The sequence below is a fragment of the Bradyrhizobium sp. JR4.3 genome, from assembly GCF_040547695.1.
Classification (GTDB): domain Bacteria; phylum Pseudomonadota; class Alphaproteobacteria; order Rhizobiales; family Xanthobacteraceae; genus Bradyrhizobium; species Bradyrhizobium canariense.
On sequence record NZ_JBEPQF010000005.1, the window covers coordinates 260,155 to 283,739 of the forward strand.

At 64.8% G+C, this 23,585-nt stretch carries 22 protein-coding genes; 15 read left to right on the top strand and 7 right to left on the bottom strand.

The genetic code is table 11. The features are described 5' to 3' along the window. Positions 1 to 9 precede the first annotated feature (9 nt). Both ABIB91_RS11660 and ABIB91_RS11665 read left to right on the top strand, forming a co-directional pair. Entirely contained in the window at positions 10 to 357 is a 348-nt protein-coding gene (locus ABIB91_RS11660) for a RidA family protein (protein ID WP_007596366.1), read from the top strand. Between the two features lie 170 nt (positions 358 to 527). Then, a complete protein-coding gene (locus tag ABIB91_RS11665; RefSeq protein ID WP_354168010.1) occupies positions 528 to 2,111 on the top strand; it encodes an ABC-F family ATP-binding cassette domain-containing protein in 1,584 nt (527 codons plus the stop codon). 175 nt (positions 2,112 to 2,286) lie between these two features. Here ABIB91_RS11665 and ABIB91_RS11670 read toward each other — a convergent pair whose 3' ends face one another. Continuing rightward, positions 2,287 to 3,621 carry a dicarboxylate/amino acid:cation symporter gene (locus ABIB91_RS11670; protein ID WP_354168012.1) on the bottom strand — a complete coding sequence of 445 codons (1,335 nt, stop codon included), beginning with the start codon at positions 3,619 to 3,621 and terminating at the stop codon, positions 2,287 to 2,289. Between the two features lie 125 nt (positions 3,622 to 3,746). Here ABIB91_RS11670 and ABIB91_RS11675 point away from each other — a divergent pair, with 125 nt between their 5' ends. The 8 genes from ABIB91_RS11675 (at position 3,747) to ABIB91_RS11710 (ending at position 13,702) form a co-directional block, all read left to right on the top strand. Then, on the top strand, positions 3,747 to 5,066 hold the full coding sequence (locus ABIB91_RS11675; RefSeq protein ID WP_354168014.1) for a solute carrier family 23 protein: 1,320 nt from the start codon (positions 3,747 to 3,749) through the stop codon (positions 5,064 to 5,066). Between the two features lie 73 nt (positions 5,067 to 5,139). Further along, on the top strand, positions 5,140 to 5,976 hold the full coding sequence (locus tag ABIB91_RS11680; protein WP_007596359.1) for an SDR family oxidoreductase: 837 nt from the start codon (positions 5,140 to 5,142) through the stop codon (positions 5,974 to 5,976). A gap of 53 nt (positions 5,977 to 6,029) precedes the next feature. Next, positions 6,030 to 6,836: an NAD-dependent protein deacetylase gene (locus ABIB91_RS11685; RefSeq protein WP_354168017.1), complete on the top strand. Its 807-nt coding sequence runs from the start codon at positions 6,030 to 6,032 to the stop codon at positions 6,834 to 6,836. A 140-nt stretch (positions 6,837 to 6,976) separates the two neighbouring features. Then, positions 6,977 to 9,061: a hydantoinase/oxoprolinase family protein gene (locus ABIB91_RS11690; RefSeq protein WP_354168019.1), complete on the top strand. Its 2,085-nt coding sequence runs from the start codon at positions 6,977 to 6,979 to the stop codon at positions 9,059 to 9,061. 2 nt (positions 9,062 to 9,063) lie between these two features. Continuing rightward, on the top strand, positions 9,064 to 10,722 hold the full coding sequence (locus ABIB91_RS11695; RefSeq protein WP_354168021.1) for a hydantoinase B/oxoprolinase family protein: 1,659 nt from the start codon (positions 9,064 to 9,066) through the stop codon (positions 10,720 to 10,722). 39 nt (positions 10,723 to 10,761) lie between these two features. Continuing rightward, positions 10,762 to 11,760, top strand: coding sequence for a TRAP transporter substrate-binding protein (locus ABIB91_RS11700; protein ID WP_354168023.1), 999 nt, complete (start codon positions 10,762 to 10,764; stop codon positions 11,758 to 11,760). A 9-nt stretch (positions 11,761 to 11,769) separates the two neighbouring features. Further along, positions 11,770 to 12,363, top strand: coding sequence for a TRAP transporter small permease subunit (locus tag ABIB91_RS11705; protein ID WP_354168026.1), 594 nt, complete (start codon positions 11,770 to 11,772; stop codon positions 12,361 to 12,363). Positions 12,364 to 12,397: 34 nt separating this feature from the next. Next, the gene (locus ABIB91_RS11710; RefSeq protein ID WP_354168028.1) at positions 12,398 to 13,702 is read left to right on the top strand and encodes a TRAP transporter large permease; all 1,305 of its coding nucleotides are present in this window, start codon (positions 12,398 to 12,400) and stop codon (positions 13,700 to 13,702) included. A 50-nt stretch (positions 13,703 to 13,752) separates the two neighbouring features. Here ABIB91_RS11710 and ABIB91_RS11715 read toward each other — a convergent pair whose 3' ends face one another. Further along, positions 13,753 to 14,397, bottom strand: coding sequence for a glutathione binding-like protein (locus tag ABIB91_RS11715; RefSeq protein ID WP_007596345.1), 645 nt, complete (start codon positions 14,395 to 14,397; stop codon positions 13,753 to 13,755). 116 nt (positions 14,398 to 14,513) lie between these two features. Here ABIB91_RS11715 and ABIB91_RS11720 point away from each other — a divergent pair, with 116 nt between their 5' ends. Then, the gene (locus ABIB91_RS11720) at positions 14,514 to 15,158 is read left to right on the top strand and encodes a TetR/AcrR family transcriptional regulator (RefSeq protein ID WP_354168030.1); all 645 of its coding nucleotides are present in this window, start codon (positions 14,514 to 14,516) and stop codon (positions 15,156 to 15,158) included. A 142-nt stretch (positions 15,159 to 15,300) separates the two neighbouring features. Here the strand turns inward: ABIB91_RS11720 and ABIB91_RS11725 are convergent, their stop codons facing one another. Both ABIB91_RS11725 and ABIB91_RS11730 read right to left on the bottom strand, forming a co-directional pair. Continuing rightward, positions 15,301 to 17,268: a methyl-accepting chemotaxis protein gene (locus ABIB91_RS11725; protein WP_354168032.1), complete on the bottom strand. Its 1,968-nt coding sequence runs from the start codon at positions 17,266 to 17,268 to the stop codon at positions 15,301 to 15,303. Positions 17,269 to 17,385: 117 nt separating this feature from the next. Next, positions 17,386 to 18,351, bottom strand: a complete 966-nt coding sequence (locus ABIB91_RS11730) for a 2-hydroxyacid dehydrogenase (protein WP_354168034.1) — start codon at positions 18,349 to 18,351, stop codon at positions 17,386 to 17,388. A gap of 143 nt (positions 18,352 to 18,494) precedes the next feature. On the opposite strand from ABIB91_RS11730, the gene ABIB91_RS11735 reads away from it, so the two are divergent. The 4 genes from ABIB91_RS11735 to ABIB91_RS11750 all read left to right on the top strand — a co-directional run bounded on the left by ABIB91_RS11735 (position 18,495) and on the right by ABIB91_RS11750 (position 21,260). Then, entirely contained in the window at positions 18,495 to 18,863 is a 369-nt protein-coding gene (locus ABIB91_RS11735) for a YciI family protein (protein ID WP_007596340.1), read from the top strand. Next, positions 18,860 to 20,176 carry an RNA polymerase sigma factor gene (locus ABIB91_RS11740; protein ID WP_007596339.1) on the top strand — a complete coding sequence of 439 codons (1,317 nt, stop codon included), beginning with the start codon at positions 18,860 to 18,862 and terminating at the stop codon, positions 20,174 to 20,176. The genes ABIB91_RS11735 and ABIB91_RS11740 overlap by 4 nt, the downstream gene beginning before the upstream one ends. Positions 20,177 to 20,271: 95 nt before the next feature. Continuing rightward, positions 20,272 to 20,808 (top strand): SRPBCC family protein, encoded by a 537-nt coding sequence (locus tag ABIB91_RS11745; RefSeq protein WP_219681705.1) that lies wholly within the window; start codon positions 20,272 to 20,274, stop codon positions 20,806 to 20,808. 38 nt (positions 20,809 to 20,846) lie between these two features. Continuing rightward, positions 20,847 to 21,260: a VOC family protein gene (locus ABIB91_RS11750; RefSeq protein ID WP_354168038.1), complete on the top strand. Its 414-nt coding sequence runs from the start codon at positions 20,847 to 20,849 to the stop codon at positions 21,258 to 21,260. A 107-nt stretch (positions 21,261 to 21,367) separates the two neighbouring features. On the opposite strand, the gene ABIB91_RS11755 is transcribed toward ABIB91_RS11750, so the two are convergent. The 3 genes from ABIB91_RS11755 to ABIB91_RS11765 all read right to left on the bottom strand — a co-directional run bounded on the left by ABIB91_RS11755 (position 21,368) and on the right by ABIB91_RS11765 (position 23,463). After that, on the bottom strand, positions 21,368 to 21,721 hold the full coding sequence (locus ABIB91_RS11755) for a hypothetical protein (RefSeq protein ID WP_354168040.1): 354 nt from the start codon (positions 21,719 to 21,721) through the stop codon (positions 21,368 to 21,370). Positions 21,722 to 22,154: 433 nt separating this feature from the next. Next, positions 22,155 to 22,592, bottom strand: coding sequence for a hypothetical protein (locus ABIB91_RS11760; protein WP_354168042.1), 438 nt, complete (start codon positions 22,590 to 22,592; stop codon positions 22,155 to 22,157). 82 nt (positions 22,593 to 22,674) lie between these two features. Further along, positions 22,675 to 23,463 (bottom strand): SDR family NAD(P)-dependent oxidoreductase, encoded by a 789-nt coding sequence (locus tag ABIB91_RS11765; RefSeq protein WP_354168044.1) that lies wholly within the window; start codon positions 23,461 to 23,463, stop codon positions 22,675 to 22,677. Positions 23,464 to 23,585 lie beyond the last annotated feature (122 nt).

Here is a 23,585-nt window from a genome sequence, read left to right on the forward strand (position 1 = left end):
GAGGACATCATGAGCATTACCCGCAGCATCCGCACGCCCATCATGCACCGCGCCGTCGAAGCCAACGGCTTCGTCTTCATTGGCGGCACCATCGCCGACGACACCTCGGTGTCGATGGGCGAGCAGACCCGCAACATCCTCGGCAAGATCGCGGGCTATCTGAAGGAAGCGGGCACCGACAAGTCGCGCGTTGTGAGCACCTCGATCTTTGTCACGGATCTTTCCAAGAAGAAGGAGATGGACGCGGTCTGGACCGAGTTCTTCGGCGACAATCTGCCGACCCGTGCCACCGTCGGCGTCGCCGATCTCGGCGGCAGCGCGCTGATCGAGGTCGTGGTCACCGCGCTCAAGGGCTGATCGCGCAAGCCGCGGCGGACGTCGGCGCTCCGCGCGCCGTCGCCCCTGCGAGCCTCGCCTTGATCTCGCGCTTTGATGGGACTAGTTAGAAGCTCCTCAAACAGGATATTCGAGAGCCATGGATTTTACCCCGACCGCAATGCCGACCTGCCTTGCTCACGGGGAATTCCATGCCTGCTTCAATCATCCTGTCGAACCTGTCGCTGTCCACGCCTGACGGCCGTCCTCTTCTCTCCGGCATCGATCTGACGTTCCGCGCCGAGCGGACCGGCCTCGTCGGCCGCAACGGCGTCGGGAAGACGACGCTGCTCGCGTCGATCTCGCGCGAGCACATCGCCCAGTCGGGGCGCATTGCCGTCAACGGTACGGTCGGTCTGCTGCGGCAGGACGTCCAGCCCTTTGCGGGCGCGAAGGTAATCGATCTGTTCGAGGCGCGAGCCGCGTTCGATCTTCTTCGTCGTGCCGAGCGCGGGGATGCCTCGGCTGAGGAGGTCTCGGATGTCGATTGGACCCTCGAAACGCGGCTTGCATCCGCCCTTGCGCGTGTCGGTTTCGACGTCGCTCCGGAGATCGAGCTCGCCGGCCTGTCGGGCGGGCAGATCACGCGGGTTCGTCTCGCCGCGCTGATCTTCGCGGAGCCGGACTTCCTGCTGCTCGACGAGCCCACCAACAATCTCGATCGGGAGGGGCGCGCGGCCGTGATCGATTTCCTTGGTTCCTGGCGCGGTGGGGCGATTGTCGTCAGCCACGATCGGAGCCTGCTCGAAACGATGGATGCGATCGTCGAGCTGACGTCGCTCGGAGCCACGCGATACGGCGGCAATTGGACCAGTTATCGCGGGCAGAAAGCCGTCGCTCTCGCGGCTGTCAGGCACGACCTCGCGCATGCCGAGAGGCGGCTGTCCGCGATCGATGGGAACGCGCAGCGGGCTGCGGAGAGGAAAGCGCGCAAGGACAGCGGGGGTAAGAAGAAGCGCGCCAAGGGCGACATGCCGCGAATCCTGGCCGGCGCGCGCAAGGACCGCAGCGAAGACACCGGCGGCAAGAACGCGCAGATCGCCGAGCGGCGGCGTGCGGATGCGCTTGAGGCCCTCGACACGGCACGCCGGCGCATCGAGATTCTTCAGCCGCTGTCGGTGAAGCTGCCCTCGACTCAGCTGCCGGCCGGCAGGGAGGTAGTCTGGCTCGATTGTGTCAGTGCCGGCTATCGGCCGGACCGGGAAGTCTTGCGCGAGCTATCGCTCGCGATCGTCGGTCCGGAGCGCTTGGCAATTGTCGGGCCCAACGGTTCCGGCAAGACGACGCTGCTGAAACTCATCGCTGGCGAACTACGTCCGCTCTCCGGCACCGTGCGGGTCAGGCCCGACCTTGCGCTGTTCGATCAGAAGGTCAGCCTGCTCGATCCCGCGGTCTCTATCCTGGACAATTTCAGGCGCTTCCATCCGAAGGCGGGTGCAAATGAATGCCATGCCGCGCTGGCCCGGTTCATGTTTCGCGCCGATGCCGCCTTGCAGATCGTAGGACATTTGAGCGGCGGGCAGATGTTTCGCGCCGGCCTCGCCTGCGTGCTGGGCGGAGCGATGCCGCCGTCCTTGCTGATCCTCGACGAGCCGACCAATCATTTGGACATTGAGGCAATCGAAGCCGTCGAAGCGGGCTTGAGGGCCTATGACGGCGCGCTGCTCGTCGTCAGTCATGACGAGGCGTTCTTGCAGGCGATCGGGATCACGCGCAGGGTCGAACTGGCCGGCTAAGTCCGCTGCCCATCGTTGATTAACAAAAACCCGACGCCCTGCCCCCAGCGCGTCGGGTGAAAAAATGACTATCAATCCGTGATCCCAACGCAGCAGTTGTGACTCGCGTTGCGCCAATTTACCACTCCGGGAAACTACCGCGTTGGAACCGGACTCCGCCAAACCTGCGCCCGGCCTAGGAGGCGGCGCTGCCGCCCGGTTCAAGCGCCTCACCCATCTCCAGCGGATGGGCCATGGTCTCGTGCAGCGCATCACGGTCGAGCTCGCCTTCGGAGATGCTGATGACGACGCAGGCGACGCCATTGCCGATCAGATTGGTGAGCGCGCGGCACTCGCTCATGAACTTGTCGATGCCGACCAGGATCGCGATCGACTGGATCGGGATGTCGGGCACGATCGAGAGCGTCGCTGCGAGCGTGATGAAGCCCGCTCCGGTCACGCCCGAGGCGCCCTTCGAGGTGATCATGGCGATGCCGAGAATGCCGAGCTCCTGCCAGATGGTCAGATGGGTATTGGTCGCCTGCGCCAGGAACAGCGTCGCCAGCGTCATGTAGATGTTGGTGCCGTCGAGGTTGAAGCTGTAACCGGTCGGAATGACGAGGCCGACCACCGAACGCGAGGCGCCGAGATGCTCCATCTTCTGGATCATCTGCGGCAGCACCGTCTCCGACGACGAGGTGCCGAGCACGATCAGGAGCTCGTCCTTGATGTAGGCGATGAAGCGCAGGATCGAGAAGCCGGCGAGCCTTGCGATCGCCCCCAGCACGACCAGCACGAACAGCATGCTGGTGAGATAGAACGTACCGATCAGGGCGGCCAGGTTGAGCAGCGAACCGAGGCCGTAGGCGCCGACGGTGAAGGCCATCGCGCCGAACGCCCCGATCGGGGCGACGCGCACGATGATGCGGATGATGCCGAAGAACATCTTTGCGGCCTTGTCGATCGCTTCCGCAATGGGCTCGCCGGCCTTGCCGAGAAAGGCGATGGCGAAGCCCGACAGGATCGAGATCAGCAGCACCTGCAACAGATCGCCGCGTGCGATGGCGCCCAGATAGCTGTCGGGGACGATCGCCATCAGATGGGCGACGATGCCTTCTTCCTTGGCCTTGGTGACGTAGGTCGCCACCGATTTCGGGTCGATCGTGGCGGGATCGATATTGAAGCCATGTCCGGGCTGGAGCACCTCGCCGACCAGCAGGCCGACCGCGAGCGCCACGGTCGAGACGGTCTCGAAATAGATCAGCGACTTCAGCCCAACCCGGCCGACGCGCTTGAGGTCGCCCATCGAGGAGATGCCGTGCACCACCGTGCAGAAGATCACCGGCGCGATCATCATCTTGATCAGCGCGATGAAACCGTCGCCGAGCGGCTTCAGGGCCTTGCCGAGATCGGGATAGAAATAGCCAACGAGCACCCCGAGCGCGATCGCGATCAGCACCTGGATGTAGAGAATCTTGTACCAGGGCTGGTGCCGGCGGTGGATGGCTGGCTGGATCGCGATCTGTGTCATAGAATAGGCCCCGGAACGTATTGATCTTGTTTGATTTGCATCATGTGATGGCCGCTGCAGAAGCGACAATCACATTTTTGTCTGTTCGCACGAAGATCGGTCGCTGCACCGCAACTGGGGGGAACATGCCGATTGCAACGGGCTCCGACGAGCGAGCGCAAGGCTATTTCCCGCATTGGACTCTGAAGTCCTCCGGCGTGATCATGCCCGAGGAGCGGCTGCCGCTTGGCCAGACCGTGGTCTCCGGTCTCCAGCATTGCGTCGCAATGTCGGGCTCGACGATCATCGCGCCGTTGCTGATGGGGTTCGATCCCAATGTTGCGGTGCTGTTTTCCGGCATCGGCACGCTGATCTTCTTCGTCATCGTCGCGGGGCGCGTGCCGAGCTATCTCGGCTCGAGCTTCGCGTTCATCGCGGTCGTGATCGCCGCAACCGGCTACGTTGGGCACGGGCCGAACCCGAACCTGTCGGTTGCGCTTGGCGGCATTGTCGGAGCCGGCGTCCTCTACGGCGTGATCGCGCTGATCGTGATGTGGTCGGGAGTTGGCTGGATCGAGAAGCTGTTGCCGCCGGCCGTCACCGGCGCCGTGGTCGCCGCGATCGGCCTTAATCTCGCGCCGGTGGCGGTGAAGGCCGTGAGCGCCAATGCGTTCGACACGGGAATCGGGCTCGCGACCGTTCTGATCATCGGCGTGGTTGCCGTTGACGCGCCTGGCCTGTGGCGCCGCCTGCCGATCATTCTCGGCGCGATCGGCGGATATCTTTTGTACCTGCTGTTCGCGAACGGCTTTGGCTTCGGCAAGCCGATCGACTTCACGCAAGTTTCGGCCGCGCCGTGGATCGGCCTGCCGAGTTTTACCACGCCGACCTTCCAGACCGATGCGATCGTTCTGATCGCGCCGGTCGCGATCATCCTCGTCGCCGAGAACCTCGGTCACATCAAGGCAGTCGGCGCCATGACGGGCCGGAGCCTCGATGACTATCTCGGCCGCGCCTTGCTCGCCGACAGCCTCGCGACCATCGTGGCGGCCTGCGGCGGCGGCACCGGCGTTACCACCTATGCTGAAAACATCGGCGTCATGGCGGCGACGAAGGTCTATTCGACCTTGCTGTTTGCCTTCGCGGCCCTGGTGTCGATCGTGCTCGGCTTCTCGCCGAAGTTCGGCGCGCTGGTCCTGTCGATCCCGGGCCCTGTCATCGGTGGACTCTCGATCGTGCTGTTCGGATTGATCGCCGCGATGGCCGGCCGGATCTGGGTCGAGAACAAGGTCGACTTCTCAAGTCCGGCAAACCTGATCACCGTCGCAGTCGCGCTGACCGCAGGCGCCGGCGACCTCACAGTCAAATTCGGCGCCTTCACGATCGGCGGGATCGGCACCGCAACCTTTGGCGCCATCATCCTGTACCAAATTTTGACATCGCCATTCGCGCGCCGCGCTGAATGAATCGCAGCGATGCGCTGAGGGATGGAACAAAAGGCCGGTTCCGTCGCTGATCAGGGCATCCCGGAGAGAACCCATGCCACAAACCGATCGCTCGACCTCGTTTCACTCGCGTCTTGTCGGCCAGTACGCGCTGGTGACCGGCGCCTCCCAAGGCATTGGCCGTGCCGTCGCAATCCGGCTCGCGCAGGAAGGTGCGACCGTCGCCATCAACTATGTCGATCACCCTGAAAAGGCCGAGGAGACGCTCGCGCTGGCACGGACGGCATCGAGCGATCGGGGCCACGGCAGGCTCGATCATGCAATCGTCAAGGCCGACGTGAGCAATGAGCAGGAGGTCGCGGCGATGTTCGAGATGGTTTTGGCGCGCTGGAAGCGCCTCGACTGCCTCGTCAACAATGCCGGCTTCCAGCGGGAATCGCCGAGCGAGTCGCTCGACATCGAAACCTATCGCCGCATCATCGACGTCAATCTCAACGGGGCCGTATTCTGCGCCCAGAAGGCGCTCGCGCATTTCGTGGCGCGCGGCGCAGGCGGCAGCATCATCAATTGCTCCAGCGTGCACCAGATCATCCCGAAACCCGGCTATCTCGCTTATTCCATCAGCAAGGGCGGCATGGCCAATCTGACGCGCACGCTGGCGCTGGAATTCGCGAGCCGTGGCATTCGCGTCAATGCGGTAGGTCCCGGCGCGATCGACACCCCGATCAACGCGGCCTGGACCGGCGATCCGGAAAAGCGCAGTGTGGTCACCAGCCACATTCCGCTCGGCCGCGTCGGCACGCCGGAAGAGATCGCCGCCGTGTTCGCCTTCCTCGCCTCCGATGAAGCCAGCTACATCACCGGCCAGACCATCTACGCCTGTGGAGGTCTGACGCTGTTTCCCGAGTTTCGCGACAACTGGGCGAGCTAGCGGGCGTCCTGGCCCATCTGGCAAAACCGAGTGCAGCAGACTACATCTGCGCCATGACAAATCATCCGCTCCGCGATTTCGTCGGCCGGCACGAAAATCTGTTCGTGCTGACCGGCGCCGGCTGCAGCACCAATTCGGGCATTCCCGATTATCGCGACAGTCACGGCAATTGGAAGCGGACCCAGCCCGTGAACTTCCAGGCTTTCATGTCGGAAGAGCATACGCGCCGGCGCTATTGGGCGCGCAGCCTGATCGGCTGGCGGCGGTTCGGCCAGGCGAGGCCGAACGATGCGCATCACGCGCTGGCCCGGCTCGAGGCGAGCGGGCGTTGCGGAATGCTGCTGACCCAGAACGTCGACCGGCTGCATCAATCCGCCGGCCACCGCCAGGTGATCGACCTGCATGGCCGGCTCGATCTGGTCCGCTGCATGGGCTGCGGAGCGAAGACGCCGCGCAATGAATTCCAGGACAAGCTCGGCCGCGCCAATGCCGCATGGCTCACGCTCGATGCCGCGGATGCGCCGGACGGCGACGCCGATCTCGAGCACGCCGACTTTTCGTCGTTCAAGGTGCCGCCTTGCGAAGCCTGCGGCGGCATCCTCAAGCCCGATGTCGTGTTCTTCGGCGAGAACGTCCCGCGCGACGTCGTCGCTACCGCGCAGGATCATCTGGCGCAGGCCGACGCCATGCTCATCGTCGGCTCGTCCCTGATGGTCTATTCCGGTTTCCGCTTCGTGCAGGCTGCCGCGCACCGGCAAATCCCGATCGCTGCGGTCAATCTCGGACGCACCCGCGCCGATGATCTCCTCACGCTGAAGGTCGAGGAGCGCTGCGAAGCGGCGCTTGCATTCCTGCTCTGATGGCGCAGGCTGCGAACGCGCCTTGCCTATTGCATAGGTGCCAAGCAGAATAGCTGGACACAGCATGTTCCTGTCGTCCATGGCATGGAAATTGCTGCGCTTTCGTCCTCAGTCTTGACGATCAGCACGGAGAATTTGGAATGCTTGAGGGAGCCGAGGTGCGGCTTGCCGTCGATATCGGTGGCACGTTCACCGACATCGTGCTGGACGTGGGTCAGGATCGCAAGACGCGCAAATTGCTGACGACGCCGCAGCGGCCCGAACAGGCGGTGCTCGACGGCATGCGGCTCATTCTCGCTGATGCGCGAGCGCATATCAGCGACATCGACGTCTTCATTCACGGCACCACGCTCGCGACCAACGCCATCATCGAGCGTCGCGGCGCCAAGACGGCGCTGATCGCGACGGAGGGCTTTCGTGACGTGCTCGACATCGGCACCGAGAGCCGCTACGACCAGTATGACCTCAGCATCGACAAGCCGAAGCCGCTGGCGCCGCGGTCCCTGCGCTTCACGGTGCCGGAGCGTATCGACGCCCACGGTGGCGTCCGCCTCCCGCTGGACGAAGCGGCGGTGCGCGCGCTCGCGCCGAGATTGCGCGCGCTGAACGTCGAGAGCGTCGCTGTCGCCTTCCTGCACTCCTACGCCAATCCCGAGCACGAACGCCGCACGGCCGCGATCATCAGCGAGGAGATGCCCGGCATTTCCGTGACCGTGTCTTCCGCGGTGTGCCCGGAGATCCGGGAATATGAGCGGACATCGACTGCGGTGGCCAACGCCTATGTGCAGCCGCTTATCGATGGTTATCTCGCCCGCATGTCCGACGCCCTGCAGGTCGAGCAGTACCGCGGCGCGATCTATCTCGTCACCTCCGGCGGCGGTGTCACCTCGATCGAGACGGCGCGGCGTTTTCCGGTGCGTCTCGTCGAATCCGGTCCGGCCGGCGGCGCCATTTTCGCGGCGCAGATCGCGGCGCGTCTCGGCGAGAGCAAGGTGCTGTCCTTCGACATGGGCGGCACCACGGCAAAGATCTGTCTGATCGAAAAATACCAGCCCGAGACCTCGCGCGTGTTCGAGGTCGATCGCGCCGCGCGCTTCCTGAAAGGTTCGGGTCTGCCGGTGCGGATTCCCGTGATCGAGATGGTCGAGATCGGCGCCGGCGGCGGCTCGATCGCCCATGTCGACGCGATGAAGCGCGTCACGGTCGGCCCCGAGAGTGCCTCCTCGGAGCCCGGACCCGCCTGCTACGGCCGCGGCGGCCTGCGCCCCGCCGTGACGGATGCCGACGTTGCGCTCGGCCTGATCGACCCCGACGCTTTTGCGGGTGGAACGATCAAGCTCGACCCTGAGCTATCGAAGCAGGCGCTGCTGCGCGCCGTGGGCGAGCCGCTGGGTCTGTCGGCTGAGACTGCGGCCTATGCCGTGCACGAGGTCGTCTGCGAGAACATGGCGAGTGCGGCCCGCGTGCATGCGGTCGAGCGCGGCGAGATTGTCGGTCAGCATACGCTGATCGCCTTCGGGGGCGCGGCACCGCTGCATGCGGCGCGCGTCGCCGAGAAGATCGGCGTCTCCCGCGTGATCGTCCCTTCCAATGCCGGCGTCGGCTCGGCCGTCGGCTTCCTTGCGGCTCCGATCGCCTATGAACTGGTGCGCAGCCGTCATGTCCGACTCGACGATTTCGACACCGATGGTGTTTCCGACCTGCTCCAGGAGATGGTGACCGAAGCGCGTGCGCTGGTCGAGACGGGTGCGGCCGGTGCGCCGGTGCGCGAGCGCCGCGCCGCCTTCATGCGCTATGTCGGCCAGGGCCATGAGATCTCGATCGAACTGCCGAACCGCCGGTTGGCGACGGCCGACCTGGCCGGCCTGCGCCAGAAGTTCGAGGCGGATTATGCGGCGATGTTCGAGCGGTCGATCCCGGGTGCGGCAATCGAGGTGTTGAGCTGGTCCGTGCTCGCGACGACCGAGGCGCGCAATCCGGCTATTGTCGCGGCCGTTACGCGCAAGCCCGCCGGGAAGGCGACCGGCAGCCGCAAGTTCTTCGATGGCAGGGCCGGGGAGGTGATCGAGATCCCGCTCTACCGCCGCGAGGACATGGCGCCTGGCGCGACGATTGCAGGCCCCGCCGTGATCGCGGAGGACGAGACCTCGACGTTCGTCTCTAACAGTTTTGATGCCCATATCGACGGTGCTGGCAGCATCGTCATGGAACGGAAGGCGGCCTGATCATGAGCAAGGCAAGCGGCGCGAGCCTGATCGACCTTCAGATCATGTGGCACCGGCTGATCGCCGTGGTCGAGGAGCAGGCGCAGGTGCTGCTCCGCACCGCCTTCAGCCCAATCGTGCGCGAATGCGGTGACCTTTCGGCCGGCGTGTTCGACCTCAAGGGCCGGATGCTGGCGCAGGCGGTGACCGGCACGCCCGGCCACGTCAACTCGATGGCGGAATCGGTCAAGCACTTCATCGCCCACTTTCCGATCGAGACGATGAAGGAGGGCGATGCTTACATCACCAACGATCCCTGGATGGGCACCGGCCATCTCAACGATTTCGTCGTCACCACGCCCTGCTTCAAGGACGGCAAGCCGGTGGCGCTGTTTTCCTGCACCAGCCATCTCATGGACATCGGCGGCATCGGCTTCGGGCCCGACGCCACCGACGTGTTCATGGAGGGGCTCTACATCCCCATGCTGAAGCTGATCGACCAGGGCGTCGTCAACGAGACGCTGATGGCGATGATCCGCACCAACACGCGGCTGCCGATCGACACCGAGGGCGACACCTACTCGCTCGCCGGCTGCAACGACGTCGGCTGCGAGCGCCTGGTCGAGATGATGACCGAGTTCGGCATCGACACGCTCGACGCACTCGGCGACTACATTTGCGACCGCTCGCGCGAGGCCGTGCTGGCTGAGATCGCCAAGCTGCCGAAGGGCACCTGGCGCAACACCATGGTGGTCGACGGCTATGATGCGCCGGTCTCGCTTGAGGCGACGCTGACCATCTCGGACGCGGGCATTCACGTCGATTTCGACGGCACCTCGGCCGCGTCCAGGTTCGGCATCAACGTGCCTCTGTCCTACACCATCGCCTACACCGTGTTCGGTCTCGGCTGCGTCGTCGCCTCCCAGATCCCGAACAATGCCGGCTCGCTCTCGCCGCTGACGGTGTCGGCTCCCCCTGGCGCGATCCTCAATGCGCCGAAGCCGGCGCCGGTCGCCTCGCGTCACATCATCGGCCAGATGCTGCCCGACGTCGTGTTCGGCTGCCTGCGCCAGATCATTCCCGAGCGCGTGCCCGCGGAAGGCACCTCGTGCCTGTGGAATCTCAACGTGCGCGGCCAGACCCGCTCGGGTGCCGGCGGCAATTACGGATTCTCGATGGCGGTGACCTCCAATGGCGGCACCGGCGCGCGCTTCGCGAAGGATGGGCTGTCGGCGACTGCCTATCCCAGCGGTGTGCGCGGCACGCCGGTCGAGATCGCCGAGACGCAGACGCCGCTGATCTTCTGGCGCAAGGAGCTGCGTCCGGATTCCGGAGGGGCAGGGCGCACCCGCGGCGGCCTTGGCCAGATCATCGAGGTCGGCAGCGGCGTCGATGCGCCGTTCGACATTCTGGCGGCGTTCGACCGCATCGATCATCCGCCACGCGGCCGCGATGGCGGCAAGAACGGCGAGGCCGGCTATGTCGGCCTGAAGTCCGGCAAGAAGCTGCGTGGAAAAGGCTTTCAGCAGGTGCCACCGGACGATCGGCTGGTGGTGCTCACACCAGGCGGCGCCGGCATCGGCGATCCCAGGGAGCGCGCGCCGACAGCCGTCAACGACGACATCGAAAGCGGCCTCGTGTCGGCCGACAACGCGGTTGCGGTTTATGGGCATACGCGATGACGCTTCAGGCGTCGTGCGCGTAATAAACGGAGGGGCTCAATGATCACGCGACGGACTTTTACCGCGGGCGCAGCGACGCTGCTCGCAGCCGGCCACATCTCGACCCGCGCGCGAGCTGCGACGGTGAGCTGGGACATGTCGACGGTATGGCCCGACGGCAATTTCCACACCCAGAACGCGTTTGCCTTCGCCGACGAGGTGAAGAAGCAGACGGGTGGCTCGGTCGCGATCACCGTGAAGGCCGGCGGACAGCTCGGCTTCAAGGGCCCCGAGCATCTGCGCGCCGTGCGCGACGGCCTGGTGCCGCTTGCCGACGTCCTCAACATCCAGCAGGTCGGCGACGAGCCCTTCATGGGCGTCGAAAGCATTCCCTTTCTCTGCGGCTCCATGGACGAATTGAAGGTGCTGCACAAATATGTGCGGCCCGAATACGAGAAGGTCGCCGCGCGCAACAACCAGAAGATCCTCTACATCGTGCCCTGGCCGACGCAGTATCTGCACCTCAAGGTCAAGGTCGCCGATGTCGACGGCTTGAAGAACATCAAGATCCGCGTGCCCGACAAGAACGCCGTCGACATGCTGGCCGTGGTCGGCATGGCGCCGGTGATGATTCCCTGGGGCGAGACCATCCCGGCGCTGGCGTCGGGCGCAGTCTCCGGCGTATCGACCTCGGCGGTGTCGGGCGTCGACGGAAAATTCTGGGAATTCTTGAAATACATCTACCCGACCAATCACGTCTGGTCGTCGCAGATGCTCACCGTCAACCTCGATTCCTGGAAGGCGCTGAGTGCCGATCAGCAACAGCTCGTCGCGGGCATTGCCGCCAAGATGGAGCCGGGCTTCTGGGCGAACTCGCTCAAGGCCGACGTCGACAGCCTCAACCGGCTCAAGGAAGGCGGCATGGAGGTGGTGCCGGTCTCGGAGGCCATGATCACGGACATTCGCGCCAAAACCGCGCCGCAGCTTGACGCTTTCGTCAAGCGCGTGCCGGCGGCCGACAAGCCGGTGCGGGCCTATCTCGCCGAAATGAAGCGCTGAGGACGGGCCGTGGTCAGCGTTTCGCCCGCAGCTCCGCATAGTCTCAACGCAGCGGCGCCGGCGCCGCTGCGCATCCTGCTCGACGGCATCGACCGTCTTGGACGGCTCGACGGCTGGATCGGTGGCGGCTGCCTCTTGATGCTGACGCTGCTGATGCTGTGCGAGGTCGCAACGCGCTTCCTCTCGAACTTCCTGCCGTTCTTCCCGCCCACGATCTCGATCGCGTGGGAGTATTCCTCCTATCTGATGGCGGCGTCCTTCACCTTCGGCGCCGCCATGACCCTGCGTGTCGGCGGCCATATCCGTGTCGTGCTGCTGCTGAAGAACGTCCCCGCTCCGTTTCAGCGCGCGATCGAAATCCTGTCGGCCGCCGCCGGCTTCGCCTTCATGGCCTTCCTGACATCCTCGATGGCGAAGTTCGCCTTCGGCGCCTATGTGCGCGGCCAGCTTTCGACCTCGAGCGACACTCCGCTGTGGTTTCCGCAGGCCGTCGTCACCTTCGGCATGTTGCTGCTGACGCTCCAGTTCCTGGCCCGCGCGATCCAGGCCGTGCTCGGCCTGCCGCTGGAGGATCACCGCATGAAGGCCTCGCCCGTCGAATGATCGCCCACGCGCCAGCCAGCGGACACCGCATTTCATGACCATCGAAGTCGTTGCTCTCTTTGCGATCCTGTTTGCGCTTCTGGCGTGCGGCGTATGGATCGGCCTGACGCTTGCGCTCACTGCGACTCTGCTGCTGGCGATGTTCCGCTCGATCCCGCTGGACAAGCTGCTGCCGCAATACGCCTGGAACATCTTGACGACGCAGGAGCTGCTGGCGCTGCCGCTGTTCATCCTGATGGGCGAGCTGCTGTTTCGCACCCGTCTGTCACGTTCGCTGTTCCAGGGGCTCGCGCCCTGGGCAGGGCTCCTGCCGGGTCGTCTTCTGCATGTGAACGTGATCGGCTGCACCATCTTCGCGGCGATCTCCGGCTCGTCGGCGGCGACGACTCAGGTGATCGGCCGCATGTCGCTCAACGAACTCACACGCCGCGGCTATTCCCGCGACATCGCGATCGGCTCGCTCGCCGGCGCCGGCACGCTCGGCTTTTTGATCCCGCCGTCCAACATCATGATCATCTATGGCGTGCTCGGCGACGTTTCTATTCTCAAGCTCTTTACCGCCGGCGTGCTGCCCGGCCTCCTGCTGGCGGCCACCTTCATGGGATGGGTGATGCTGCACACGACGTTCAACCGCACGCTGGTGCCGGAGTCCGAGGCAAAGCTCTCGCAGGTGCCGTGGCGCGAACGTTTTGCGGCGCTGAAGGACCTCGCGCCGGCGCTGTTCCTGATCGCCTGCGTGCTCGGCTCGATGTATGGCGGGCTGGCCACCCCGTCGGAGGCCGCCGCGGTCGGCGTGCTCGGCGCGGCACTGGTCGCCTGGGCGCAGGGCTCGATGTCGCAGCAGGTGATCCGCGACGTGCTGATCGGCTCGGTCGTGACCTGCTCGATGATCGCACTGATCGTGCTCGGCGCCTCGATCCTCGGCAACGCCGCGGCCTTCCTCGGAATCCCGCAGGCGGTCGCCGCCTTCGTGAAAGGCTTGGGGCTATCGCCCTTAATGCTGATCGTGGTTCTGATTATCTTCTACCTGATCCTCGGCTGCTTCCTCGACGGCTTCTCGATGATCGTGATGACGCTGCCGATCGTGCTGCCGATCGTGAAGGGCGCGGGCTTCGACGAGATCTGGTTCGGCATCTTCCTCGTGCTCGCCGTCGAGATGGCCCAGATCACGCCGCCGGTTGGTTTCAACCTGTTCGTGATCCAGGGCTTGACCGACGACGGCCTCGGCTACATCGCGCGGGTCACGATGCCGTACCTGCTCATCATGGTCGGCTTCGTTCTGCTGCTGACGCTCTGGCCCGGCATCGTCACGATCCTCCCGAGGGTGCTGTACGGATAGATTGCGCCGCCCCGGCCGCTCAGCCGGGACGGCGCCTCAATCGTCAAAGCTTACGCCGCGGCCTTCTTCCGCGCCTGCTCGGCCTTGTACAGCTCGAACTCTTCCGCGATCGCCTTGGCGATCGACGGCCGTTGACGCAGGCGTTCGTAATAGGCCTTCACATTTGGCCATTTCGCGAGCTCGATCGGCGGCGTCGCCATGGTCCAGTTGATGACCGTGATGAGATAGGCGTCGGCGACGCTGAAATGGTCGAGCAGGAAGTCGCGCCCCTTCAGGTAATTGTCGAGATAGTCCAGCCGCGACAGGTTCTTCTCCAGCGCATACGCTTTCGTTTCCTGCGGCGCCTTGCGGTCGAGCACCGGGATGAACAGGCCCTTGTGCAGTTCGGTGCCGATGAAGCAGAGCCATTGATGCAGCCGCGTGCGATCGATGCCCGCTGCAGCGCCGAGGCCCGATTGCGGGAAGCGGTCGGCGATGTATTGCAGGATCGCGGCGTTTTCGGTCAGCACCACGCCCTCGTCGGTGCGCAGTGTCGGCACGAGGCCGATCGGATTCACGGTTCGGAAGTCAGTGCCGTCGCTCAGCACTGTCTTGGTCGGCGGATCGACTTCGAGATAATTGGCTTCGGCGCCGGCTTCATACAGCGCGACGCGGCTCGCCATCGAACAGGCGAGCGGCGAGAAATAAAGATCCATCTTGAGCCTCCTTGGGCAATTCTTCGATGTGACTTTTGGAGTGTCGCTCAACCCGGCCAGATTGATTTTTGTACTGTCTTGCATATTATGGGGGCGGTCAAGGATTAAATTGCGAAATGGTACAAAAATCGAAGCCGCCAACTGCTGCCACGGAGCCTAAACGCCGCGGCCGTCCGCGCGCTTATGAACCCGACATCGCGCTTGGCAAGGCGCTCGACCTGTTCCGCACGCAGGGTTTCGCGGCGACCTCGCTCGACGATCTCAGCGAAGCCACCGGCATGAATCGCCCGAGCCTCTATGGCGCCTTCGGCGACAAGCGCGAGCTCTACATCAAGAGCTATCAGCGCTACCGCGAGGAAGCGCGCGCATCGATGGTGGAGATCTTTCGCAAGGAGATGCCCGTGCGCCGGCGGCTGGAGCGCATCTTCGCTTCCGCGCTGAACATTTATCTTTCCGGCGAAACCGGCCCGCGCGGCTGCTTCACCGTGGTCACGGCGGCCTCCGAGGCGGTCGGCGATCCCGACATCCGCGCCATGGTGCTGGATGGCCTGTCTGAGCTCGACAAGGCATTTGCGAGTTGCTTCCGCCGCGCCAAGGAGAAAGGCGAGTTGCCCGACAGCGCCGATCCCGCCGTGCTGGCGCAGCTCGCTTCAGCGACCGTGCACTCAATTGCCATCCGCTCCCGCGCGCGTGTGTCGCGGAAGGAGCTCGAGGCAATCGTGAAGGGGGCGATCGACCTGATGCTGGGAGGAAAGAGCTAGGCGGTTGCGTGGCGCGAGCTATCTCCCAAACGTCGTCCTGGCGAAAGCCAGGACCCATAGCCACCGAGTCTGGTTTGGCGAAGATTCGGAGTTCCCGCCGTCGCGCCGCAGCTTCAGGACGACATTGAGTTTGTAGCCCCGCCTACGCCGCGCGAATATGCGCCAGGAAACGATCCACCTCATCGCGCAGCCGCTGCGATTGTTTCGACAGCTCGATCGCCGAGCCCAGGACTTCCTCCGCCGCTGTTCCCGTCGCGGCGATGCCGGCGGTGACGCCCGCGATGTTTTGCGAGACCTCGCCGGTGCGGGCGGCCGCCTGCTGGACGTTCTGCGCGATCTCCTGCGTCGCGGTGCCCTGCTGGCCGACGGCGGCGGCAATCGCGGCGGAGATCTCGTCGACTTCCTGGATCGTTGCGCAGATCGATTGGATGCCGTCCACTGCGCCGGTGGTCTCGCCTTGTACCGCCGTCACCTGGGCGCCGATCTCCTCGGTCGCCTTGGCGGTCTGGGTTGCCAGCGCCTTCACCTCGGAGGCAACCACCGCAAAGCCGCGGCCGGCTTCGCCCGCGCGCGCCGCCTCGATCGTCGCGTTGAGTGCCAGCAGATTGGTTTGCTCGGCGATGCCGCTGATGAAGGAGACGACGTCGCCGATTTTTTGCGCAGCGTCGGCCAGACTCTGCACGCGCTCGTTCGACCGTCGCCCGTCGCTCGCAGCTTTGCCGACTACCGCGGTCGCGTGCGCAAGGCGCCGGCTGATCTCGGCCATCGACGACGACAGCTCTTCCGCGGCGGCAGCAACCGTCTGCACATTCTCCGAGGCGAGCGCCGAGGCCGACGACACCGTGCCGGTTTGCTGCCGCGACCGCTCGACGATATCAGACATCGAGCGCGCGGTGTTCTCCATCTCGACCGCGGCCGAGGAGACCGTGGTGACGACGTCGCGGATGCTGGCTTCGAAATTGTCGGCGAGAGCGGCGAAGGCGCGCCGTTTCTCCGCTTCGGATTGCGTCTTAGTGTCGGCCTGTTCGGTCTGGAGCCGGTTGAAGTTGACGGCGTTGTCGCGGAACACCGCGACAGCCTTGACCATCGCGCCGACCTCGTCATTCGCTTTGCTGACGGGGACAGTGACATCGAGGTGTCCGTCGGCCAGCTCGCGCATCACGGTGGTGATGGAGATGATCGGACGGGAGATGCTGCGGGCGATGAGATAGCCGACGATGGCCGCGAGCACGAGCCCGAGCGCGGCGATGCCGAATGCCAGCAGCCAGGCTCGGTCGGCGGAGGCCACATAGTCGGCATTGTCCATCACCAGTTCGACCGCGCCGAGGGACTTACCGGAAAAATCCCTGATCGGCCCGAGCAGCGCCGCTACCGGCGCGGTGTCGAGCTTGGCCTGTCGTATCGTGAAGTCGCCGCCGGCGGCGCGGCCGTAATCGGCCGCATCGAAGAAGCTCTTACCCTTCAGCGTGCCGCCGAACAGCTTGAAGCCGCCGCCGTCCGCGAGATGGAAGGCGATGTCGACATGGCGGTTGGTCTTGAAGTCGTCCAGGAAGGACTGGCCGAAGGTCAGGCCAAACTCCACCGAGCCGAGATGCTTGCCGGCTTGCGCGATCGGCACCACGCCGCGGATACCGAGCCCGGCCAAGCCGCCCTCGAGGCCGACCACGACCTTGTGCTCCTGGTTGGCCATGATCACGGTCCTGCGGAAGCCCGAGAGGTCGTCGCCAAATTTAGCAGGCTGGTGTACGCGCAGGAACGAGGTCGCGGGCGCCACATGGAACTGGAACTGTTCGATGCCGTACTCCGATTTGGTCGCGGCAAACACCGGCCCGAACAGGCCGATCAAAGCGTTGCGATCCTGTTTGGCCATCGCGTCCTGCGTCGCCGGTATTGCGGCGACGACGGCGCTCATGGCGGCGGCACGCTGGGATTCCTCGGCAATTCGCGACTGGAGCGCGTCGTAATGGCTGCGCAGCTCGCGCTGATCGGCGCGGTCGATGATGCCGGAAATGATCCACATCGCCCCGAGCACGGCGAACAGGGCGGTCGCCGCCGCCGTCACCGCCAGCGCAACCGTGATCCGCATCCTGAGGCCGAGCGTGAAGCGCATGTCCGACTCGTTCGTTGAGCGTTGATTAACAACGCCTATCAACTTCTCGCTAAGAGAGGGTGAACGGGATACCGGCCGACGATCAGTGATTTTACGGGCTCGATGGCACGTGAGGTCTCAATACCCCCGCGTCCGGTCCACCACGTTCTCCAGCACGCCACCGGCCTCGAACCGCGCGATCTGCTCGGCGACATAGGCCGAGATCGCGTCGGCGTCGGTGTCGGCGGCGTTGTGCGGGGTCAGCAGCACCTTGGGATGGGTCCAGAACCGGCTGTCCGCCGGCTGCGGCTCCTGCACGAAGACGTCGAGCGAGGCGGCGCCCAGCGTGCCGTCGTCGAGGCAGGCCAGGATGTCGGCTTCATTCTGAAGGCCGCCGCGGCCGGCGTTGATCAGCACGGGCGCACCGAGCGGGCTTTTGCGGTTGAGCTTGGTGAAGACATCGCGGTTGAGGATGCCGTGTGTATCAGGCGTCAGCGGCAACAGGCTGACGAGGATATCGGTCGTGCGCAGGAATGCATCGATCTGCCCGGCGCCATGGAAGCATTCGACGCCCGCGATGGTGCGCGGGCTGCGGCTCCAGCCGGCGACGCGGAAACCAAGCCGCCGCAGCACATCGGCCGCGTCGGCGCCGAGCGTGCCCAGTCCCATGACACCGACCGTGACGGCGCTCGCCGGCCATTGATAGGTCGGCTCCCAGCGCTTTTCGCGCTGCGACTGGCGCAGATAAAGCTCCTGGCGGTGGTGCATCAGCACGTGCTGCACGACGTATTCGGTCATGCGGCCGGTCAGATCGGGCACGGCGACACGCACGAGCGGCACGTTCGGCAGGCTCTTGTCCGCCATCAGCGCATCGACGCCGGCGCCGAGATTGAAGATCGCCCGCAGATTGGGGAAGGAGCCGAGGTCGCCCGGCACCGGCTTCCACACCGCGGCATAGTGCACCTCGGCCGGATCGAGCCCGGCATCGGGCAGCAGCACGACGCGGCGGCCGCCGCAGACCGCGTCGAACCGGCCCTTCCAGCGCTCCGGCAGCCAGTTTTGCTGCGTGCTGTTGATCAGGACGGCCAGTGTGCCTACGGTCATTCGAGTGCCTCTATAGGTTCCGCTTTTGAGGGCCCTCCTTGGCACGATCTTCCGGATTTTTCTTGCAAATTTTTTCCGCAGCCCTGTCGGGGCGAGGCATATTGGATCGTCTTCAAAACAAGAGGTCAGGGAAGGTACTGCCCATGCTTTATGCGATCCTTTGCTATCACGACGAGGACTTCGTCGGCTCCTGGAGCAAGGACCAGGACGAAGCCGTGATGAAGAAGCTCGCCGTGGTGCAAGAGAAGCTCACGAGCCAAGGCCGGCTCGGTCCGGTGGCGCGGTTGCTGCCGACCACCGCGGCCGCGACGCTGCGTAAAGAGGACCCGCCGCTGGTGCTCGACGGCCCCTATGCGGAGACCAAGGAGCAGTTGCTCGGCTTCTATATCGTCGATTGCAAGAACCTCGACGAGGCGCTCGATGTCGCCCGCGACCTCGGCGCGGCCAATCCCGGCGGCGCCTATGAAGTGCGGCCCGTGGGCGTGTTCAGGCCCGGAGGAAATCTGACGTGAGCGAGGCCGATACCGCCTGGATCGAGACCGCGCTGACCTCGGCGCGCCCCCAGGCGGTCGGCGCGCTGCTGCGCTATTTCCGCGATCTCGACACCGCCGAGGAGGCATTCCAGAACGCCTGCCTGCGCGCGCTGAAGACATGGCCGCAGAACGGGCCGCCGCGGGATCCCGCGGCCTGGCTGATCATGGTCGGCCGCAACGTTGCGATCGACGAGGTGCGCCGCACCCGCAAGCAGCAGCCGCTGCCGGAGGACGACCAGGCGATCTCCGATCTCGACGACGCCGAGGGCGCGCTCGCGGAGCGGCTCGACGGCTCGCACTACCGCGATGACATTCTGCGGCTGATGTTCATCTGCTGCCATCCAGGGCTGCCGGCGACGCAGCAGATCGCGCTGGCGCTCCGTATCGTCTGCGGCCTGACCGTGAAGCAGATCGCGCGCGCCTTCCTGGTGTCGGAAGCGGCGATGGAGCAGCGCATCACGCGTGCCAAGGCCAAGGTCGCGGAGGCCGGGACGCCGTTTGAAACGCCGGGCGCGGTCGAGCGCGCGGAGCGGCTCGCTGTTGTCGCCGCGATGATCTATTTGATCTTCAACGAGGGCTATTCGGCGAGCGGCGACACCGCCGAAATCAGGAAGCCGCTGTGCGAAGAAGCGATCCGGCTGGCGCGGCTGCTGTTGCGGCTGTTCCAGAGCGAGCCGGAGATCATGGGGCTCACGGCGCTCATCTTGTTGCAGCATGCGCGCAGTGCCTCGCGCTTTGCCGCGGATGGTTCGCTGATCCTGCTGGATGACCAGGATCGTTCGCTGTGGAACGGCACCATGATCGCGGAAGGCCTCGCGCTGATCGACAAGGCGATACGCCATCGCCGCAGCGGGCCCTATCAGATCCAGGCCGCGATCGCCGCGCTGCATGCCCGCGCGGCGACGCCCGAGGAGACCGACTGGGCGCAGATCGACCTGCTCTATGGCGCGCTGGAGGTGGTGCAGCCCTCGCCGGTGGTGACGCTCAACCGCGCGGTCGCGGTTTCCAAGGTGCGCGGACCGCAAGCCGCGCTCGACCTGATCGAGCCGCTGGCGCCAAAGCTTGCCAACTACTTCCATTTCTACGGCGTGCGCGGCGCCTTCCTGATGCAGCTTGGCCGCAACGACGAAGCCCGCATCGCCTTCGACCGCGCCATCGCCCTCGCCAACACGTCCGCAGAAGCCGCTCACATCCGCATGCATCTCGATCGCCTGATCCGCGACAGCCAGCCGAACGGCGCAAATGGCGGCGCCAGGCAGGGCGCGAAGGTCGAAGGCGCCAAGGTGAAGTAGGGAGCGCCTGCTTCGGGCGTCGCAAAAATTTTCGCTTCGCCTTGTCGGGCCCGGTCCCCTCCCTTCGTCCTAGGTGCGTATCCAGGGAGCCATTCATGCTGAAAGCCATTGCCATCATCGCCGTCGTGCTCGCTGTCGGACTCGCGGGTGTCCTCGTCTTCGCATTGACGAAACCCGGCACCTTCCGCGTCGAACGTAGCCTCGCCGTGAAGGCGCCCGCCGATGCGATCTATCCGCTGGTCGCCGATTTCCATCGCTGGACCGCCTGGTCACCTTACGAGGGCCGGGACCCCGCGATGAAGCGCAGCTTCGGCGGAACTGCGCCGGGCAAGGGCGCGACCTATGCCTGGGACGGGAACAACAATGTCGGCGCCGGCCATATGGAGATCCTCGAGGCGAGTGCGCCGTCAAAACTCCGGATCAAGCTCGACTTCGAGCGGCCTTTCGAAGGCCACAACACCGCCGAGTTCACCTTTGTGCCGCAAGGCGATGCCACACTGGTCACGTGGGCGATGTCCGGTCCGGCGCCGTTCCTGTCCAAGGTCATGCAGGTGTTCATCAACATGGACAACATGATCGGCAAGGATTTCGAGGCGGGCTTGGCCAGCCTGAAGAAGCTCACCGAGAAGTAGCGCCGTCACCCCGAATGAAAGCAAAACGGAGAGAAACGATGCTCAATCCCTATCTGTTCTATCAGGACACCTGCGAAGCGGCGTTCAACTACTACGCCAAGGTCTTGGGCGGCAAGATCGATGCGATGATGCGCGCCTCGGATGCGCCGCCGGAGGTGCCCGCCACGCCCGGCCGCGAGAAGATCATTATGCATGCGCGGATGTCGCTGCCAGACGGCAGCGTCCTGATGGCCTCCGACGCACCAGGCGAGCATTTTCACAAGCCGCAGGGCTTTTCGATCTCGCTCACGGTCGCGGATCCCGCGGACGGCGAGCGCAAGTTCAATGCGCTCGCCGATGGCGGCAACGTCACCATGCCCTTCAGCAAGACCTTCTGGGCCAAGGGTTTTGGCATGTGCGTCGACAAGTTCGGCATTCCCTGGATGGTGAACTGCCCGGCCGAGGGAATGTGACAGGCGCGATCGCTTGACGCGCCAAGCGGCGATCCCCTCTCCCTGACGATGCGGAGAGGGGCGCGCATGAGACGTTGCGTCATGTGCCGATCGACCGCGTGCCGCTCTCAGCGGATCGATCCGGTCACGTCATTGCTCGGTGGTTGCGAGGAGGGAACGCAGCGCGGACAGATCACGAGCTTTGTCCCGAGCTGCCTGTCATTCTCAGCTTCGATTTCGTCATGGATTGCCCACCACGCCGCGGAGTACGGGCGCAAGGTGCCGAGGACTCTCTCCCGCTCCTGATTCGGATCACTCGCCGCAGGAGCTTGGGTCGCCACGCGACGCTTGATGACGGAGGGACGGTTCGGATCCTGACCGAGGCCGTCCCATGCGATCGGACGGCGTTCCTGAGCAGGCGCGACCACGCATCCCATGAGCGTTGCGCAAAACGTGAGCAAGACAAAGCCGTGTCGCATCATGCCGAACCCTTGGGTGTTGTATGCGACGCGCCAAATACGCTTGCCGAAGCTTGCGTCGCACCGCTCAAATGGAACCTAAGGGAAACGCCTGGCCGACACGGCCGAATATAGATGTTGCTGTCGCACCACATTGCGAGAGCAGTGAGGCCGCTTCGTGAAATCATGCGGACCGCATCGCACAACAACTGGCGCAATATTAGGCTGTGAACTGCGGGACAGAATCGTTATTTATTTCGTCATAAATTCTAAAAACTGGGGCGGGCGGACTTGGAAGGGGAGCGACCGATGGCGGCGGCGCTGCAGATCAACTTTGCACTTTGGGGTATGCTCATCTGCGCGAGCATGGAATTGACCCAGCTGATCCAGAGTTTTTATTAGGCCTCACGAAGCAGGTGACCGGCGCGATTTGGCGGGCGCTTGCGTCCGCTGATCGTCACCGGCAGCGCGGATAGATCGCGGCGAGGTCGCGTCCCTTCAACAGAAGCAACCGCGACGAGAGGCCGCCGCGGCGACTGATCCAGTCGCGCACCGGGCCGGGATAGGCCGCAAGCACCGCATCGGATGCTTCCGGCTCGGCGTAGAAGCGTCCGCGCCGGTCGACCGAGCGCGCCGCATGAAAGCCAAGCACGGCACGCTTGGTGACGCATATCCGCTCGCCCGGCACGATGCTCAGCACCAGCGTGCAGGCGGACAGGCAGGGACCGTCGATCACCACGCGCTCGCCGCTCTCGCGCACCTTCTCGAACAAATCGAGGAACGGCCCGACCTGTCCACCGGGCGACTGGATGATGCGGATTTCGGCCAAGGCAGGCGTGGCGGCGAGCAGCGCGGATACGAGCATCAAGGCGCTGAGGAAGGTGACGCGTCGCATGAAGCCTCCGCGAATTCGAGTCCGTAGGATTGGCCGACGAGAAGAGGTGGGTGACGCTTCGCTAGGCCAACCTACGCCGTGCCTACCCGTTCCGCCGTTCGCCGCGCAGCGTCGGCAGGCCGATGCCCGCCGCATCGAAGCCGCCATCGACGGCCAAAATTTGTCCGGTGATGTAGCTGGATCGTTCCGAGCACAGGAAGTAGATCGCTTCGGCGAGTTCCTCTTCCAGGCCGTAGCGGTTGAGCGGGATGGCGTCGTGGTAGTCGGCGCGGATCTCGCTGGTGTGCACCTGCTTCGCCATCGCGGTATCGACCGGTCCCGGCGCGACCGCATTGACGCGGATGTTGAGGGACGCGAGCTCGACCGCGAGCTGTTTGGTGAGGTGCGCGAGGCCCGCCTTGCTGGTGCCGTAGGCCGAGCGCAGCGTCGAGGCGCGCACCGCCGAGATCGAGGTGATGTTGACGATGGCGCCGCCATTGCCGTCGCGCATCAGCGGCACCGCCGCCTTGGTGCAGAGAAACGGGCCGGTGAGGTTGACCTCGAGCACGCGCCGCCAATCGGTCTCCGACGTCTCCATCAGCGGCGCGAACACGGCAATGCCGGCATTGTTGACGAGCGCGTCGAGCCGGCCGAACCGCCTTTCGACCGACATCATCGCGGCGGCAACCGCGGCTGCGTCCGAGACGTCGCAGGTCAGCGCCAGCGTGGCCTCGTCCCGGCCGATCTCGGCGACCGCGCGGCCGAGCAGCTCGCCCTCGATGTCGAGCAACGCAACCCGCCAGCCCTCGGTCAAAAACTTCTTCGCGGTCGCAAGCCCGATGCCACGCGCGGCTCCGGTGACGAGGGCAACGCGGTGCGGGGTAGGGGGCATTGGCTGATCGGTCCTTATGAAAGATCGCGCGAGCGCGAGCCTCTTTTACTTCGCTTTCGTTCCGACGAGGAAGGCCTTAACTCGAAGCCACGATGTCGGGACGGTCCTCGATGGATCGTCTT